Source organism: Pseudomonas aegrilactucae (assembly GCF_019168305.1).
Classification (GTDB): Bacteria; Pseudomonadota; Gammaproteobacteria; order Pseudomonadales; family Pseudomonadaceae; genus Aquipseudomonas; species Aquipseudomonas aegrilactucae.
In genome coordinates, this window is record NZ_JAHTBI010000030.1 from 49,014 (window position 1) to 64,037 (window position 15,024).

The 15,024-nt window shown below is 65.2% G+C and carries 13 protein-coding genes and 1 pseudogene; 10 read left to right on the forward strand and 4 right to left on the reverse strand.

Annotation, left to right across the window (positions count from 1 at the left end):
• Window positions 1-25: 25 nt before the first annotated feature.
• Window positions 26-439: a DUF4398 domain-containing protein gene (locus tag KUO17_RS09255; RefSeq protein WP_217975181.1), complete on the reverse strand. Its 414-nt coding sequence runs from the start codon at window positions 437-439 to the stop codon at window positions 26-28.
• A gap of 421 nt (window positions 440-860) precedes the next feature.
• The gene (locus KUO17_RS09260; protein WP_217975183.1) at window positions 861-1,205 is read right to left on the reverse strand and encodes a pilin assembly protein; all 345 of its coding nucleotides are present in this window, start codon (window positions 1,203-1,205) and stop codon (window positions 861-863) included.
• A gap of 149 nt (window positions 1,206-1,354) precedes the next feature.
• Here KUO17_RS09260 and ppc point away from each other — a divergent pair, with 149 nt between their 5' ends.
• From ppc to KUO17_RS09295, 7 genes are all read left to right on the forward strand, one after another.
• Window positions 1,355-3,982, forward strand: a complete 2,628-nt coding sequence (gene ppc, locus KUO17_RS09265) for a phosphoenolpyruvate carboxylase (protein ID WP_217975185.1) — start codon at window positions 1,355-1,357, stop codon at window positions 3,980-3,982.
• A gap of 267 nt (window positions 3,983-4,249) precedes the next feature.
• Complete coding sequence (gene adk, locus KUO17_RS09270) at window positions 4,250-4,900, forward strand: adenylate kinase (protein ID WP_217975187.1); 651 nt, start codon at window positions 4,250-4,252, stop codon at window positions 4,898-4,900.
• Window positions 4,901-4,989: 89 nt separating this feature from the next.
• Entirely contained in the window at window positions 4,990-5,664 is a 675-nt protein-coding gene (gene tsaB, locus KUO17_RS09275) for a tRNA (adenosine(37)-N6)-threonylcarbamoyltransferase complex dimerization subunit type 1 TsaB (RefSeq protein ID WP_217975190.1), read from the forward strand.
• Between the two features lie 129 nt (window positions 5,665-5,793).
• On the forward strand, window positions 5,794-6,093 hold the full coding sequence (locus tag KUO17_RS09280) for a hypothetical protein (RefSeq protein WP_217975192.1): 300 nt from the start codon (window positions 5,794-5,796) through the stop codon (window positions 6,091-6,093).
• A 3-nt stretch (window positions 6,094-6,096) separates the two neighbouring features.
• Complete coding sequence (locus KUO17_RS09285; protein ID WP_217975194.1) at window positions 6,097-6,960, forward strand: DUF72 domain-containing protein; 864 nt, start codon at window positions 6,097-6,099, stop codon at window positions 6,958-6,960.
• A 34-nt stretch (window positions 6,961-6,994) separates the two neighbouring features.
• Window positions 6,995-7,825 (forward strand): isocitrate lyase/PEP mutase family protein, encoded by an 831-nt coding sequence (locus KUO17_RS09290; RefSeq protein WP_217975196.1) that lies wholly within the window; start codon window positions 6,995-6,997, stop codon window positions 7,823-7,825.
• 6 nt (window positions 7,826-7,831) lie between these two features.
• Window positions 7,832-8,527 (forward strand): extensin-like domain-containing protein, encoded by a 696-nt coding sequence (locus KUO17_RS09295; RefSeq protein ID WP_217975198.1) that lies wholly within the window; start codon window positions 7,832-7,834, stop codon window positions 8,525-8,527.
• On the opposite strand, the gene KUO17_RS09300 is transcribed toward KUO17_RS09295, so the two are convergent.
• Window positions 8,524-9,144: an energy transducer TonB gene (locus tag KUO17_RS09300; RefSeq protein WP_217975200.1), complete on the reverse strand. Its 621-nt coding sequence runs from the start codon at window positions 9,142-9,144 to the stop codon at window positions 8,524-8,526. The two genes, KUO17_RS09295 and KUO17_RS09300, sit on opposite strands and share 4 nt — an antisense overlap.
• Before the next feature lie 108 nt (window positions 9,145-9,252).
• On the opposite strand from KUO17_RS09300, the gene KUO17_RS09305 reads away from it, so the two are divergent.
• Window positions 9,253-10,023 carry a class I SAM-dependent methyltransferase gene (locus KUO17_RS09305; protein WP_255263497.1) on the forward strand — a complete coding sequence of 257 codons (771 nt, stop codon included), beginning with the start codon at window positions 9,253-9,255 and terminating at the stop codon, window positions 10,021-10,023.
• A 1-nt stretch (window position 10,024) separates the two neighbouring features.
• On the opposite strand, the gene KUO17_RS09310 is transcribed toward KUO17_RS09305, so the two are convergent.
• On the reverse strand, window positions 10,025-10,660 hold the full coding sequence (locus KUO17_RS09310; RefSeq protein WP_217975204.1) for a TetR/AcrR family transcriptional regulator: 636 nt from the start codon (window positions 10,658-10,660) through the stop codon (window positions 10,025-10,027).
• Between the two features lie 160 nt (window positions 10,661-10,820).
• Here KUO17_RS09310 and KUO17_RS09315 point away from each other — a divergent pair.
• Together KUO17_RS09315 and KUO17_RS09320 are read left to right on the forward strand one after the other, a co-directional pair.
• Window positions 10,821-11,919 (forward strand): annotated as a pseudogene (locus tag KUO17_RS09315) (efflux RND transporter periplasmic adaptor subunit).
• A 6-nt stretch (window positions 11,920-11,925) separates the two neighbouring features.
• The gene (locus KUO17_RS09320; protein ID WP_217975206.1) at window positions 11,926-14,991 is read left to right on the forward strand and encodes an efflux RND transporter permease subunit; all 3,066 of its coding nucleotides are present in this window, start codon (window positions 11,926-11,928) and stop codon (window positions 14,989-14,991) included.
• Window positions 14,992-15,024 lie beyond the last annotated feature (33 nt).

Here is a 15,024-nt window from a genome sequence, read left to right on the forward strand (position 1 = left end):
TGCACGGGTCGGCAATGCGAGCGGCTTACTGCGCGCTGCGCATGCCTTCCTCACGCAGGTCCTGCACGCCCTGGTTGGCGTCTTGCACGGCTTTTTCAGCCTTGGCCGCCTGGGCTTTGCGTTCGGCAACGCGAGCGTCCCATTCGGCCTGCTCGGCCAGGCGCTTGGCGTCGTCGTACTTCTTGTCGTGCATGGCGATTTCGGCTTGTTTGAGCTTGTCCTGGGCCGACTTCATTTCGACGGCGGCGAACTCGGTGCCGCCGGCGCTGACGGCGGAGTTCACGGCAGACTGGGTCACGGCGTACTGCTCGGTGGGCGGGTTGCCGGCGCAGCCGGCCAGGACCAGGCTGCTGCCCACTGCCAGCGCAGCCAGCTTGAGCCCGCGCAGGTGGTTGGAGGGGGTGTTTTCGGTGCGGGTCTTCATGGTGGTCAACTCCATTGGATCACTCCTGATGAACAACGAATTCCGTAACAGTCCATCGGCGTAGCCCGTCAGGCTGGGGAACACGATAAGCCCGGTGCTGAAGGGTTTTGCCGTAATGGCTATTGGCTGTGACCGAAGCGTTTTTTTGAATAGTTCAGAAAAAAATCGGTGGTTTTCAGATTTTTTACCTGACTGATCGGTCAGTGGGTTTTTGTGGAACTTTGGGGTGTTGGCGGGGTACGTGGGCGTGCGTAGATGGGGTGATGCGTGGTGTTGTTGCGGTGTCGGGAAGAGTGCTGAAGCGAACGCACAAGGCTGACAACTCCGACCTGTCAGGCCATGGTGCGTTGCAGCAAATGTGCCATAGCCTGTGATATTGGCGTTGTCAGCCTTGATGGCTTGGCATCAAATTGAGGGGCGCCATGAGGCTCCTGTCTCAATGCGTCGACCCATCCTTGCGCTCGCTCATGTCCCGCAAATACCGCCGCGATAACGCCAGAAACCGAGGCGTTGGCCCAATATCCTCATACAAGGGATTGTCCTCTTCATCGGTCGCAATCACCTTCTGACCCCGCACATACGGAAAACTCGCCTCCAACTCCTCCAGCGCCGCCCCCAGCAACTCGCCCAGCAGCTCTTCCGGCCGCCGCTTGGGATACATCTCGGCCAACGCCGACAACCGCGCCGCCGCTTCCACATCCAGGTGCAGGGCATAACCCATCGCAGTCAAACGTCCCTTGGCACTCTGTTCCCAATGCTCGGCAAGATCACGGATCTTCATGGTGGCCTCTTCAATTGCAGATGTATCTGATTAGAGCGTAGCCACTGCAGATAGTTTGGTCGCCACCACATGTCCCGGCTTGAAAGCACGCCCTCTACTGGGGCACTCTGGCCCCAGAGCTGTTTTCCCAGGGTCTGGAGACAAGGCTGATGACCGATATCGATGTGCGCTTGCGTGAAGATGTTCATCTGTTGGGCGAATTGTTGGGCGACACCGTACGCGAACAGTACGGCGAAGCCTTCCTGCAAAAGATCGAAGACATCCGCCGCAGCGCCAAGGCCGACCGCAGCGGCAGCGCCGAACAGTTGAGTTCGACCCTCAATGACCTCGCCGAAGACGAACTGCTGCCCGTGGCCCGGGCCTTCAACCAGTTTCTCAACCTGGCCAACATCGCCGAGCAGTATCAACTGATCCGCCGCCGCGATGCCGACCAGCCCGCGCCCTTCGAAGCCCGCGTGCTGCCCGAGCTGCTGGCGCGCCTGCAAGCTGCCGGGCACAGCAACGACGCGCTGGCGCGCCAGCTCGGCAAACTGAGCATCGAGCTGGTGCTCACCGCCCACCCCACCGAAGTCGCGCGCCGTACCCTGATCCAGAAGTACGATGCAATCGCCGCGCAACTGGCCACCCAGGATCACCGCGACCTGACCCCCGCCGAACGCGAACAGGTCCGCGAGCGCCTGCAACGCCTGATCGCCGAGGCCTGGCACACCGAGGAAATCCGGCGTACCCGGCCTACGCCGGTAGACGAAGCCAAGTGGGGCTTCGCGGTCATCGAACACTCGCTGTGGCACGCCATCCCGCACCACCTGCGCAAGGTCGACAAGGCGCTGCATGACGCCACCGGCCTGCGCCTGCCGCTGGAGGCCGCGCCGATTCGCTTCGCTTCGTGGATGGGCGGCGACCGTGATGGCAACCCCAACGTCACCGCCAAGGTCACCCGTGAAGTGCTGCTGCTGGCGCGCTGGATGGCCGCCGACCTGTTCCTGCGCGACATCGATTCGCTGGCCGCCGAGCTTTCCATGCAGCAGGCCAGCGAGGCGCTGCGGGCCAAGGTCGGCGACTCTGCCGAGCCCTACCGCGCGCTGCTCAAGCAACTGCGCGAACGCCTGCGCGTTACCCGTGCCTGGGCCCAGAGCGCGCTGGCCAGCCCGCAACCGGCACCCGCCCAGGTACTGCACGACAACCACGAACTGTTTGCGCCGCTGCTGCTGTGCTTCGAGTCGCTGCACGCCTGCGGCATGGGCGTGATCGCCGATGGCCCGCTGCTCGATTGCCTGCGCCGGGCAGTGACGTTCGGGTTGTTCCTGGTGCGCCTGGATGTACGCCAGGACGCCAGCCGGCATGCCGACGCGCTCAGCGAGATTACCGAGTACCTGGGCCTGGGGCGCTACGCCGAGTGGAGCGAAGACACGCGCATTCAGTTCCTCCAGCAGGAACTGGGCAATCGCCGCCCACTGCTGCCCAGTGACTTCACGCCCCAGGCCGACACTGCCGAAGTGCTGGCTACCTGCCGTGAGGTGGCCGCGGCGCCCGCCGCGTCGCTGGGCTCCTATGTCATTTCCATGGCTGGCGCCGCCTCGGATGTACTGGCGGTGCAACTGCTGCTCAAGGAGGCCGGCGTGCGTCGGCCGATGCGCGTGGTGCCTTTGTTCGAAACCCTCGCCGACCTCGATAACGCCGGCCCGGTAATGGAGCGCCTGCTCGGCCTGCCGGGCTATCGCGCCGGCCTGCACGGGCCACAGGAGGTGATGATCGGTTACTCCGACTCGGCCAAGGACGCCGGCACCACCGCCGCCGCCTGGGCCCAGTACCGGGCCCAGGAAACCCTGGTGCGCATCTGCCGCGAGGAGCAGGTCGAACTGCTGCTGTTCCACGGCCGCGGCGGTACTGTGGGGCGTGGCGGCGGCCCGGCGCATGCGGCGATCCTCTCGCAACCACCAGGCTCGGTGGCCGGGCGCTTCCGTACCACCGAACAGGGCGAGATGATCCGCTTCAAGTTCGGCCTGCCGGACATCGCCGAGCAGAATCTCAACCTGTATCTGGCTGCGGTGCTGGAGGCGACCCTGTTGCCGCCCCCACCCCCGCAACCTGCCTGGCGCGAGCTGATGGACCAACTGGCGGCCGATGGCGTCAAGGCCTACCGCGCAGTGGTGCGCGACAACCCGCAGTTCGTCGAGTACTTCCGCCAGTCCACCCCCGAGCAGGAACTGGGGCGCCTGCCGCTGGGCAGCCGGCCGGCCAAGCGCCGTGCCGGCGGGATCGAGAGCCTGCGCGCCATCCCGTGGATCTTTGGCTGGACCCAGACGCGCCTGATGCTGCCGGCCTGGCTCGGCTGGGAAGCCGCACTGAACAACGCGCTGGCGCGCGGGCAGGGCGAACTGCTGGCCGAGATGCGCGAGCACTGGCCGTTCTTCCGTACGCGCATCGACATGCTCGAAATGGTATTGGCCAAGGCCGATGCAGAGATCGCACGCTCCTACGACGAACGTCTGGTGCAACCGCAACTGCGACCTTTGGGGGCACATTTGCGCGACCTATTGTCGCAGGCGTGCCAGGTGGTGCTGGGCCTGACGGGCCAGCCGGTGCTACTGGCGCACAGCCCCGAGACCCTCGAATTCATCCGCCTGCGCAATACCTACCTGGACCCGCTACATCTATTGCAGGCCGAGCTGCTGGCACGTTCGCGCGGGCGTGAAGCCGCTCTGGACAGCCCTTTGGAACAGGCCCTGCTGGTGACTGTGGCGGGTATTGCAGCCGGTTTGCGCAACACAGGTTAAGCGGGCGGACAGGGCAAGGTGTCCATACACGGCGCCTTGCCAACGGGGTTGTCGGTCAGCGATTGGCACCTGGTTGCGCCCGGCGCAACCCGAGCCTGACCGGGCCCCTCGCAGCAGTTTTTTCCGACTTTCGACCGCTTGTGTGGTCTGGGTGCGCTGTGTATCTTGAGCAGCCTTTTGACCGATTTGCGGTCATCACCCGATTCTTGGGATTGGCCCTGAGTGGCGAATCCATTGATTTGCTTATAAAAAATTGAGGAGCACAAGATGCGCGTAATTCTGCTGGGAGCTCCCGGGGCCGGTAAAGGTACTCAGGCAAAGTTCATCACCGAAAAATTCGGCATTCCACAGATCTCCACCGGCGACATGCTGCGTGCCGCGGTCAAGGCCGGCACCCCGCTGGGCCTGGAAGCCAAGGCGATCATGGACGCCGGCAAGCTGGTCTCCGACGAGCTGATCATCAACCTGGTCAAGGACCGCATTGCCCAGGCCGACTGCGCCAACGGTTTTCTGTTCGACGGTTTCCCACGCACCATTCCCCAGGCTGAAGCCCTGGTAACCGCTGGCGTCGAGCTGGACGCCGTGGTCGAGATCGCGGTTGCCGACGAAGAAATTGTCCAGCGTATCGCCGGTCGCCGTGTGCACGAGGGCTCGGGCCGCGTCTACCACGTGGTCTACAACCCGCCAAAAGTGGAAGGCAAGGACGACGAGACCGGCGAACCGCTGGTGCAGCGCAAGGACGACACCGAAGAAACCGTGCGTCATCGCCTCTCGGTCTACCATGACCAGACCAAGCCGCTGGTGGACTTCTACCAGAAGCTGTCGGCTGCCAATGGCGGCAAGCCGAAGTACAGCCACATCGAAGGTGTGGGCTCGGTTGTCGACATCACCGCCAAGGTGCTGGCCGCCCTGAGCTGATCACCCGGCCCGGATGTGCATACAACGGCCCGCTTGCGGGCCGTTGTTGTTTATAATGCCGCTCTTTTTTCTCGCGCCTGGAACCCCCGATGACCACCTTGCTGGCCCTGGATACCGCCACTGAAGCCTGCTCCGTTGCCTTGCTGCATGACGGCAAGGTGCTTAGCCACTATGAGGTGATCCCGCGGCTGCACGCGCAAAAGCTGCTACCGATGATCCAGGCCCTGCTGGCCGAGGCCGGTATCGCGCTGTCGGCGGTGGACGCCATCGCCTTCGGTCGCGGGCCGGGTGCCTTCACCGGGGTGCGGATCGCCATCGGTGTGGTACAGGGCCTGGCCTTCGCCCTTGAGCGCCCGGTACTGCCGGTGTCGAACCTGGCCTTGCTGGCCCAGCGCGCACTGCGTGAGCATGGCGCCGAGCAGGTGGCGGCCGCGATCGACGCGCGCATGGACGAGGTGTACTGGGGCTGCTACCAGCAGAGTGCCGGCGAGATGCGCTTGCTGGGCAACGAAGCCGTACTGGCCCCCGAGCAGGTCAGCCTGCCCGCCGGCGCGGGCGGCGACTGGTTCGGCGCCGGCACCGGCTGGGGCTACGCAGACCGCTTGCCGGTCGCGGTCACGGGCCAGGACGCTGGCATGCTGCCGCATGCGCTGGACCTGCTGACGCTGGCACAGTTCGCCTGGGCCCGCGACGAAGGCATTGCGGCCGATCTGGCACAGCCGGTGTACCTGCGCGACAAGGTGGCGACGCCCAAGGCGCGCTGAGCGCCGTTGGTCGTCTATCGCCATTGCACATAAACCTTTTGCTCGATATGTGGTCCAGTTATCAGTCGGGCATTTGCGAAGTCTCTCAGGTGCCGCTAAATTGCCATCATTGGTCCTGAGTAAGTGTTCATGCGCGTCGACGGCTTTTCTTCCCAGTCCTACCCGATCAAGCGCCCGCTGCGTAAGCCGCTGGTGCGCGATGAGGATGTGGACGAAGACCTGCCAGGCGAGTTCGAGGCGCAGCCGTCCCAGGCCGGCAATGCCGGTGCTGCCGGGCGCAGCAGCGGCGGCCTGCCGGTGCGCCAGCAGGACATGATCTTCCCGCGGGCGCGCAACAAGCGCACTGCCCAGGCCCTGACCAGCTACCTGACCACCGCAGGCTTCGTGGACTGGGAGATGGAAGTGCTGGGGCTGGACCTGTACATTTGAGGCATGACGCCTCTCCCTTACTTTCTCGGTTGCCCGTCCTGGAGTGAAAACGCCTGGCGCGAGTACCTGTACCCTGCCGACGCCAAAAGCAGCGAGTATCTGGGTCTCTACAGCCAGGTGTTCAACGCGGTGGAAGGCAACACCACCTTCTATGCGCGCCCCGCGCCCGCCACGATCGAGCGCTGGGCGCAGATCATGCCCGCGCATTTTCGCTTCACGGCCAAGTTCCCCGGTGACATCAGCCATGGCGGCGACCTGCGCCAGCAGTTGGTCGCCGCACAAACCTTCATCAACCTGCTTACGCCACTCGGTACGCGCGTGACGCCTTACTGGTTGCAGCTGCCGGCGAGCTTTGGCCCGGCGCGCCTGGGTGAGCTGATGGCGTTCATCGACGAGGTCGGTGTTCCCCTGGCGGTGGAGGTGCGCAGCCCAGCGTTCTTCGCCAAGGGCGACGACGAGCGTCTGCTCAATCGCCTGTTGCGCGAGCGCGGCGTCGAACGTATCTGCCTGGACCCGCGAGCGCTGTTCAGTTGCACCTCGCGCGAGCCTGGGGTGCTGCATGCGCAGTCCAAGAAGCCGCGTGTACCGCCACGGCCCACCGCGTTCAGCCAGAGTCCGCAGGTGCGCTTCATCGGCCACCCGGAGCTGGCGGCCAACGAGCCCTTTCTGCTGCCGTGGCTGGACAAGGTGGCGGGCTGGATCGAGGAAGGCCGTAGCCCCTATGTTTTCCTGCATACTGCTGACAATCGCCTGGCCGCCGCGCTGGCGCAGCGTTTTCATCGAGGCCTGATGGAGCGTCTGCCCGGCTTGCCGGCCTTGCCTGAACTGCACAGGGCGCCACAGGCCGAACAGCTCGGCCTGCTGTGAGCGGCCCTGGCGCCTCTGCCTGGGAGTTGTGACCATGGATGTACAAACCCTGCGTGCCGAAGCCTTCAAGGCTTTGCATGAGCGTGATGGCGCGTTCGTCATACCCAATCCCTGGGATGCAGGGTCTGCCAAACTGTTGGCCAGCCTGGGTTTCGAGGCACTGGCCACCACCAGCGCCGGCCTGGCGTTTTCACTGGGGCGTCCCGACGCCGAAGGCGCCATGACCCTCGATGAAACCCTGGGCAATGCGCGCAGCATCGTCGATGCCACCGCGCTGCCGGTGGCAGCGGATCTGGAGAACGGTTTCAGCGATGATCCCAAAGGCTGCGCCGATGCCATCCTGCAAGCCGCTGCAGCGGGCCTTGTAGGCGGTTCCATCGAAGATGCCAGTGGTAACGCGGATGAACCCATCTACAGCTTCCACCACGCGGTAGAGCGCGTTGAAGCGGCCGTGGCGGCCGCACGCAGCCTGGCGTTTCCGTTCATGCTGTGTGCCCGCGCCGAAAACCTGCTGCATGGGCGCCAGGACCTGGATGACACGATTGCCCGTCTGCAGGCGTTCGCCGAGGCCGGCGCCGATGTGCTGTATGCCCCGGGCCTGCGCAGCGCCGAGGAGATCCGGCGGGTGGTGCAGGCGGTGGCACCGCGGCCGGTCAACGTGCTGATGGGCCTGAGCGGGGTGAACCTGAGCCTGGCCGATGTGCAGGCGCTGGGCGTCAAGCGCATCAGTGTCGGTTCATCGCTGGCCCGCGCGGCCTATGGCGCGTTCTTCCACGCCGCCGAGCGCATCCGGGAGGAGGGCCGCTTCGACTATGCCGACCAGGCACTTTCGTTCGACCAGCTCAACCAGCTGTTCAGGCGCTGATCGACCATGCGACGAGGGATAGTCGGTGGTCTGCTGATAGGGGTTATTGCGGCGGGCCTGGTGGCCTGGCAGCAGGGCTGGCGCGTGCCTGCGGCCTGGAACCCGTGGGCGGTACTGGACGTGAAGGCGCCGCCGAACCTGCTCACGCCCTACAAGCTGGGGCGCCTGCAGGATGACCCGCAGTTGTGTGCGCAGGCGTTGCAAACCTCCACCTTGCGCTACAGCAAACAGGCCGACAGCGCGACCACGGTGCCGTGCCCGCTGGAGAACGTGGTGCGTGTGCAGGGTTCCGGGGTGCGCCTGAGCAGCAGTTTCCTGGCCAGTTGCCCGGTGGCGGTGGCCTTCGCCCTGTTCGAGCGTCATGGCCTGCAGCCTGCGGCGCAACGTGCCTTTGGCCAGCCGGTAGTGCAGGTCGACCACCTGGGCAGCTTTGCCTGCCGCAATGTCTACGGGCGCAAGGAAGGCCGGCGCAGTCAGCATGCCAGCGCCAATGCGCTGGATATCGCAGGCTTTCGGCTGGCGGACGGGCAGCGTATCGATCTGTTGCGCGACTGGAAGGGCGACGGCGCCAAGGCGAGGTTCCTGCGCGATGTGCACGCGGGGGCCTGTGACAGCTTCAATACCGTGCTGGGGCCCGACTACAACGCCGCGCACCGCAACCACTTTCACCTGGACATGGGCTTCTGGCAGATCTGCCGTTAGGCGGCGATACGCACGTTGTTCAGTACGACAGGGCGCGCCCAGCGCAGGTCGAAGTCCAGCGCCGACTGCTGCTGAACCAGGGTCGCTTCGTCGAACGGCTCGGGGGCCGGGTCGAGCAGCCTGGCTTCCAGTTCGGCGATCGGCAGGTGCAGCGGGTAAGGCTGTGGCGCCGGGCCAGGCTCTGGCAGCGGGTGGCCCTGGCCCATCACCACCGGGCGAACCCAAGTGTTGCTGATGTCCAGCTGGCGTTGCTGTTCGATCAGTTCCAGCGCGCTGAAGGGCGGCGCCGGCTTGTCCAGCAGGTCCAGCTCGAATTCGGCGATCGGCAGGAACAGCGGCTCGGGCGGGGCCACGACGGTGTCGTGCACGTCGCACAGGCGCTGGCTGTGGATCTGCGCCAGGGTCTGGCTGCCGGCGATCGGCTCACCGGTAGCGGCGTCGACCTCGGGCACTGCGAGTTGGCCAACTTCAGTCCCTTCACCCTGCTGCTCTGCCAACGCCTGGGCAAAGAAGTCCTGCCACAGGTGGCTGACGCCCCCGAGGGTCTGGGTGTTGTGCCGGGCAAAGTCGCCGACGGGCGACAAATAACCGGAAGGAAGCTGAAGAATGTCTGACATGGCAGTCGTTGGCTGTCCGGGTCTGGCAAAATAGCGATTACTGCGGTTATCGGCACAGTCCGGCAATCATTTAATTTTTTTGCATGGGGTAGGTGAGCGGTGGAGCAACTGGCGGACGGCGGTATCCGGGTCGAGGCGTTGGCGGGCGAGTACCAGGCGCAGGCCGAGCAGTGGGCGGTGCGTCTTGGCTTGCCGCTGCAGGACGATTCGGCGGCGTTTGCCGTGCAGGTGGGCGAGGCGGGCCTGCAGATCCAGCAGCTCGGTCCCCAGGCCCCCGGCCCGGTACGGGTCGACTTCGTCGAAGGTGCGGCGGCGCATCGGCGGGTGTTTGGCGGTGGCAGCGGGCAGATGATCGCCAAGGCCGTGGGCATCGCCCAGGGCGTACGCCCGCACGTACTGGACGCCACGGCCGGGCTGGGCAAGGACGCGTTCGTGCTGGCTGGCCTGGGCTGCCAGATGCAATTGATCGAGCGCCAGCCGCTGGTGGCGGCCTTGCTCGAGGATGGCCTGGCACGTGCAGCCGGCGACGCCGAGGTCGGCCCGATCGTGGCGCGCATGCAGTTGCTGCCGGGCAATTCCATCGAGCGCATGCGCGATTGGCAGGGCGAGCCACCGCAGGTGATCTACCTGGACCCGATGTTCCCGCACCGCGACAAGAGCGCCCTGGTGAAAAAGGAAATGCGCGTGTTCCGCCCGCTGGTGGGCGATGACCTGGATGCCCCGGCGTTGCTGGAGGCCGCGCTGGCCCTGGCCAGCCACCGGGTGGTGGTCAAGCGCCCGCGCAAGGCGCCGATCATCGACGGGCCCAAGCCCAGCCACAGCCTGGAAGGCAAGTCGAGCCGCTACGACATTTATCCAAAGAAGGCGCTCAAGCCCTGACTCAGGGCTGGTAGGCGCGGATGAACAGCGCCACCACGTCCTGCACGTGGCGTTCGGCGGCCTCGGCGTCCAGTGCCGGGGCATAGCCCAGCAGCAGGCGGTAGTTGGCTGCGCCCTTTAGCAGGCAGAAGAAATGCTCGGCGGCCTTGGCCGGGTGATCAATGCCCAGCAGGCCACGCTGATCGATGCGCTGCAGCAGGACTTCCATTTCGTGCAGCACCAGCAACGGGCCGGCCTCGAAGAAGATCTGGCTGAGCTTGGGGTCCTGCGGGCCCAGCGCCATGATCAGGCGGCTCAGTTTCACCGACTGGTCACTGCTGATCAGCGCCTGAAAGCCACGCCCGATGTTCAGCAGCACCTGCTCCACCGAGGCGCCTTCGGCCAGCTCGAAGATCACCTCGGGCAACTGCGCCGTACAGGTCGCCACCACGGCCGAGGAGAACAGTGTCTCCTTGTCGGTGAAGTGGCTGTAGACGGTGAGCTTCGACACACCTGCCGCTGTGGCGACCGCATCCATGCTGGTGTTGGCGTAACCGTGGGTGAGAAACAGGGCTTTGGCCGCCTCCAGGATGGCCTGGCGTTTGGCGAGGTCCTTCGGGCGGCCGGGGCCGGCGGGGACGCTGGGATCTTTTGGCATGGATGACACGTGCAAGTTTGACAAGAGGACAGGGTACACCGTGGTTGGCGCTACGGCGTTGCAATTTCTGTCCGACAATCGCTTCCCGGCATCGTTTCGCTGATTTACTATACCCGCCAGTATAAATATTCGAAGCGCTGTTCACGGAAGGTTTTCGATCATGTTGCGCCATGCCTTGCCCTTCGCACTCCCGTTCACTGTTGCCCTGCTGCTCGGCGGCTGCGGGCAGGAGACCCCGCCCCCCACCGCGCTGCGCCCGGCCATGGTGGTGCAGCCGCAACTGTCCACGGCGGCGGTCGACAGCTACCCCGGCGAGGTGCACGCGCGCCTGGAACCGGAGCTGGCGTTTCGCATTGCCGGCAAGGTCAGCAAGCGCCTGGTGGAGGAGGGCCAACGGGTCAAGGCCGACCAGCCGCTGGCCGAACTCGATCCGCAGGACGTGCGCCTGCAACTGGAGGCCAGCCGCGCGCAGATGGCCGCAGCGCAGGCCAACCTGAGCCTGGTCAAGGCCGAGCGTGATCGCTACCAGACCCTGCTGGCCAGGCAGATGGTCAGTCGTTCGCAGTACGACAATGCCGAAAACCTCTACCGCGCCGGCCTGGCACGGGTCAATCAGGTGCGCGCCGAGTTCGACGTGGCGGGCAATCAGGCAGGCTACTCGGTGCTGCGTGCACCGCAGGACGGTGTGGTGGCCAAGCGGCTGGTCGAGGTCGGCCAGGTGGTGGCGGCCGGGCAGACGGTGTTCACCCTCCGCCGATGGCGAGCGCGAGGTGCTGATCAGCCTGCCCGAGCAGAACTTTGGTCGTTTCAAGGTGGGCCAGCCAGTGGCCGTTGAGCTCTGGTCGCAACCCGATACCCGTTTCCAGGGGCGTATTCGCGAGCTGTCGCCGGCCGCCGACCCGCGCTCGCGCACCTTTGCCGCACGCATTGCGTTCAGTGCCGGCAAGGTGCCGGCGCAACTGGGGCAGAGTGCCCGTGTATTCATCCAGCATGCCGAGCAGGTGCCGCTGGCGGTGCCGTTGTCGGCCGTGACGGCCGAGAATGGCCAGGCCTATGTATGGCGTGTCGGGGCCGACAACCAGTTGCAGCGTACCGTGGTACGCGTGGGGGCCTATGGCGAGACCAGCGTTCCAGTGCTCGAGGGCCTGAGCGCCAGCGATTGGGTGGTTGCCGCCGGCGGCCACGTGCTGCACGAAGGGCAACAGATACGACCGGTGGACCAGTCCAACCGTGTGGTGAATCTGGCGGCCAAGGAGTAAGTCCCGATGGGTTTCAACCTTTCCGTCTGGGCGCTGCGCAATCGCCAGATCGTACTGTTCCTGATGGTATTGCTGGCGCTGGTCGGCACGCTGTCCTACACCAAGCTGGGTCAGAGCGAAGATCCCCCCTTTACCTTCAAGGCCATGGTGATCAAGACCAACTGGCCGGGCGCAAGTGCCGAAGAGGTTTCGCGCCAGGTCACCGAGCGCATCGAGAAGAAGCTGATGGAGACGGGCGAGTACGACAGGATCGTCTCGTTCTCGCGCCCCGGCGAGTCCCAGGTCACGTTCATGGCCCGTGACTCGATGCATTCCGATCAGATACCCGAGCTGTGGTACCAGTTGCGCAAGAAAGTCGCGGATATCCGGCATACCTTGCCGTCGGGCATCCAGGGGCCGTTCTTCAACGACGAGTTCGGCACCACCTTCGGCAATATCTATGCACTGACCGGCGCCGGGTTCGACTATGCCGTGCTCAAGGACTACGCCGACCGCGTGCAGATCCGCCTGCAACGGGTCAAGGACGTGGGCAAGGTCGAGCTGCTCGGCCTGCAGGACGAAAAGATCTGGATCGAGCTGTCCAACCTCAAGCTGGCGACCCTCGGCCTGCCGTTGGCAGCCGTGCAGCAGGCGCTCGAAGAACAGAACGCGGTGAGCACCGCAGGTTTCTTCGAAACCCCCAGCGAGCGCCTGCAACTGCGCGTGAGCGGGCGTTTTGAAACCGTCGAGCAGATCGAGCAGTTCCCGATCCGGGTGGGCGAGCGTACGTTTCGGATCGGTGACGTGGCCGACGTGCGCCGGGGCTTCAACGACCCGCCCGCGCCGCGCATGCGGTTCATGGGCGAGGATGCGCTGGGGTTGGCGGTGTCGATGAAGGAGGGCGGCGACATCCTGGTGCTGGGCAAGGCGCTGGAGAGCGAGTTTGCGAAGATTTCGGCGACCCTGCCGGCGGGCATGCAGTTGCGCAAGGTGTCCGACCAGCCGGCGGCGGTGAAGACCGGTGTGGGCGAGTTCGTGCAGGTGCTGGTCGAGGCCCTGGCCATCGTGCTGCTGGTGAGCTTCTTCTCGCTGGGCATGCGCACCGGCCTGGTGGTAGCGCTGGCGATTCCGCTGGTGCTGGCGATGACCTTCGCGGCCATGTATTACCTGGGCATCGGTCTGCACAAGATTTCCCTCGGCGCGCTGGTGCTGGCGCTGGGGCTGCTGGTGGACGATGCGATCATTGCGGTGGAAATGATGGCGATCAAGATGGAGCAGGGCTTCGACCGCTTCAAGGCCGCCAGCTTTGCCTGGACCAGCACTGCGTTCCCGATGCTCACCGGTACCCTGATCACGGCAGCAGGCTTTTTGCCGATCGCCACGGCGCAGTCGGGCACTGGCGAGTACACCCGTTCGATCTTCCAGGTGGTGACCCTTGCGCTGATCGCCTCGTGGATCGCCGCGGTGGTGTTCGTGCCGTACCTGGGTGAGCGGCTGCTGCCGGACCTGGCGAAGTTGCATGCGGCCAGGCATGGCAGTACCGAGGGCGCCAGCGACCCTTATGGCACACCGTTCTATCAGCGCGTGCGGCGTCTGGTGGGCTGGTGCGTGGCGCATCGCAAGACGGTGATCGTGGCGACCCTGGGCCTGTTCGTGCTTGCCGTGGTGTCGTTTCGCTTCGTGCCGCAGCAGTTCTTTCCGGCATCGGGGCGCCTGGAGCTGATGGTCGACCTCAAGCTGGCCGAGGGCGCTTCGCTGAGTAGTACAGCCGATCAGGTCAAGCGTCTGGAGGCGTTGCTCAAGGACCGTGCCGGGGTCGACAACTACGTGGCCTACGTGGGCACCGGTTCGCCGCGCTATTACCTGCCGCTGGACCAGCAGTTGCCGGCGACCAGCTTTGCCCAGTTCGTGGTACTGGCCACCAGTATCGAAGCGCGCGAAACACTGCGCAGCTGGCTGATCGACACCTTGAACGAGCAGTTCCCCGACCTGCGCTCGCGCGTCACGCGCCTGGAAAACGGCCCGCCGGTGGGGTACCCGGTGCAGTTCCGGGTGACCGGCGAGCACATCGAGGAGGTGCGCGCGCTGGCGCGCAAGGTGTCGGCCAGGGTGCGCGAGAACCCACATGTGGTCAATGTGCACCTGGACTGGGAAGAGCCGAGCAAGGTGATCTACCTGAACATCGACCAGGACCGCGCGCGTGCGCTTGGGGTCAGCACCGCACACCTGGCGAAGTTTCTGCAGAGTTCGCTCACCGGGTCTTCGGTGAGCCAGTTCCGCGAGGACAACGAGCTGATCGAGATCCTGTTGCGTGGTACCCGCCAGGAGCGCACCGAGCTTGCCAGCCTGCCGAGCCTGGCGGTGCCCACCGACAACGGCCGCAGTGTGGCGCTGTCGCAGGTGGCCACGCTGGAATACGGCTTCGAGGAAGGCGTGATCTGGCACCGCAACCGCTTGCCGACGGTCACCGTGCGTGCCGACATCTATGGCAAGGAGCAGCCCGCCACCCTGGTTGCGCAGATCCTGCCGACCCTGGAGCCGCTGCGTGCCGAGTTGCCGGACGGTTACCTGCTTGAAGTGGGCGGTACGGTGGAGGATTCGACCCGTGGGCAGGACTCGGTGAATGCCGGGGTGCCGCTGTTCATCGTGGTGGTACTGACCTTGCTGATGCTGCAGTTGCGCAGTTTCTCGCGCACCGTGATGGTGTTCCTCACCGCGCCGCTGGGGTTGATCGGCGTGGTGCTGTTCCTGATGGTGTTCCGCCAGCCGTTCGGTTTCGTGGCGATGCTGGGGACCATTGCGCTATCGGGGATGATCATGCGCAACTCGGTGATCCTGGTGGACCAGATCGAGCAGGACATTGCGGCGGGGCTGGACCGTTGGCAGGCGATCATCGAGGCGACGGTGCGGCGTTTCCGGCCGATCGTGCTGACCGCGCTGGCGGCGGTGCTGGCCATGATCCCGTTGTCGCGCAGTGTGTTCTTCGGGCCGATGGCGGTGGCGATCATGGGCGGGCTGATCGTGGCCACGGCATTGACGCTGCTGTTCCTGCCGGCGTTGTATGCGGCGTGGTTCAGGGTCAGGAAGCCTTGAACTGACTGTTCCGGGCCCATTCGCTGGCAAGCC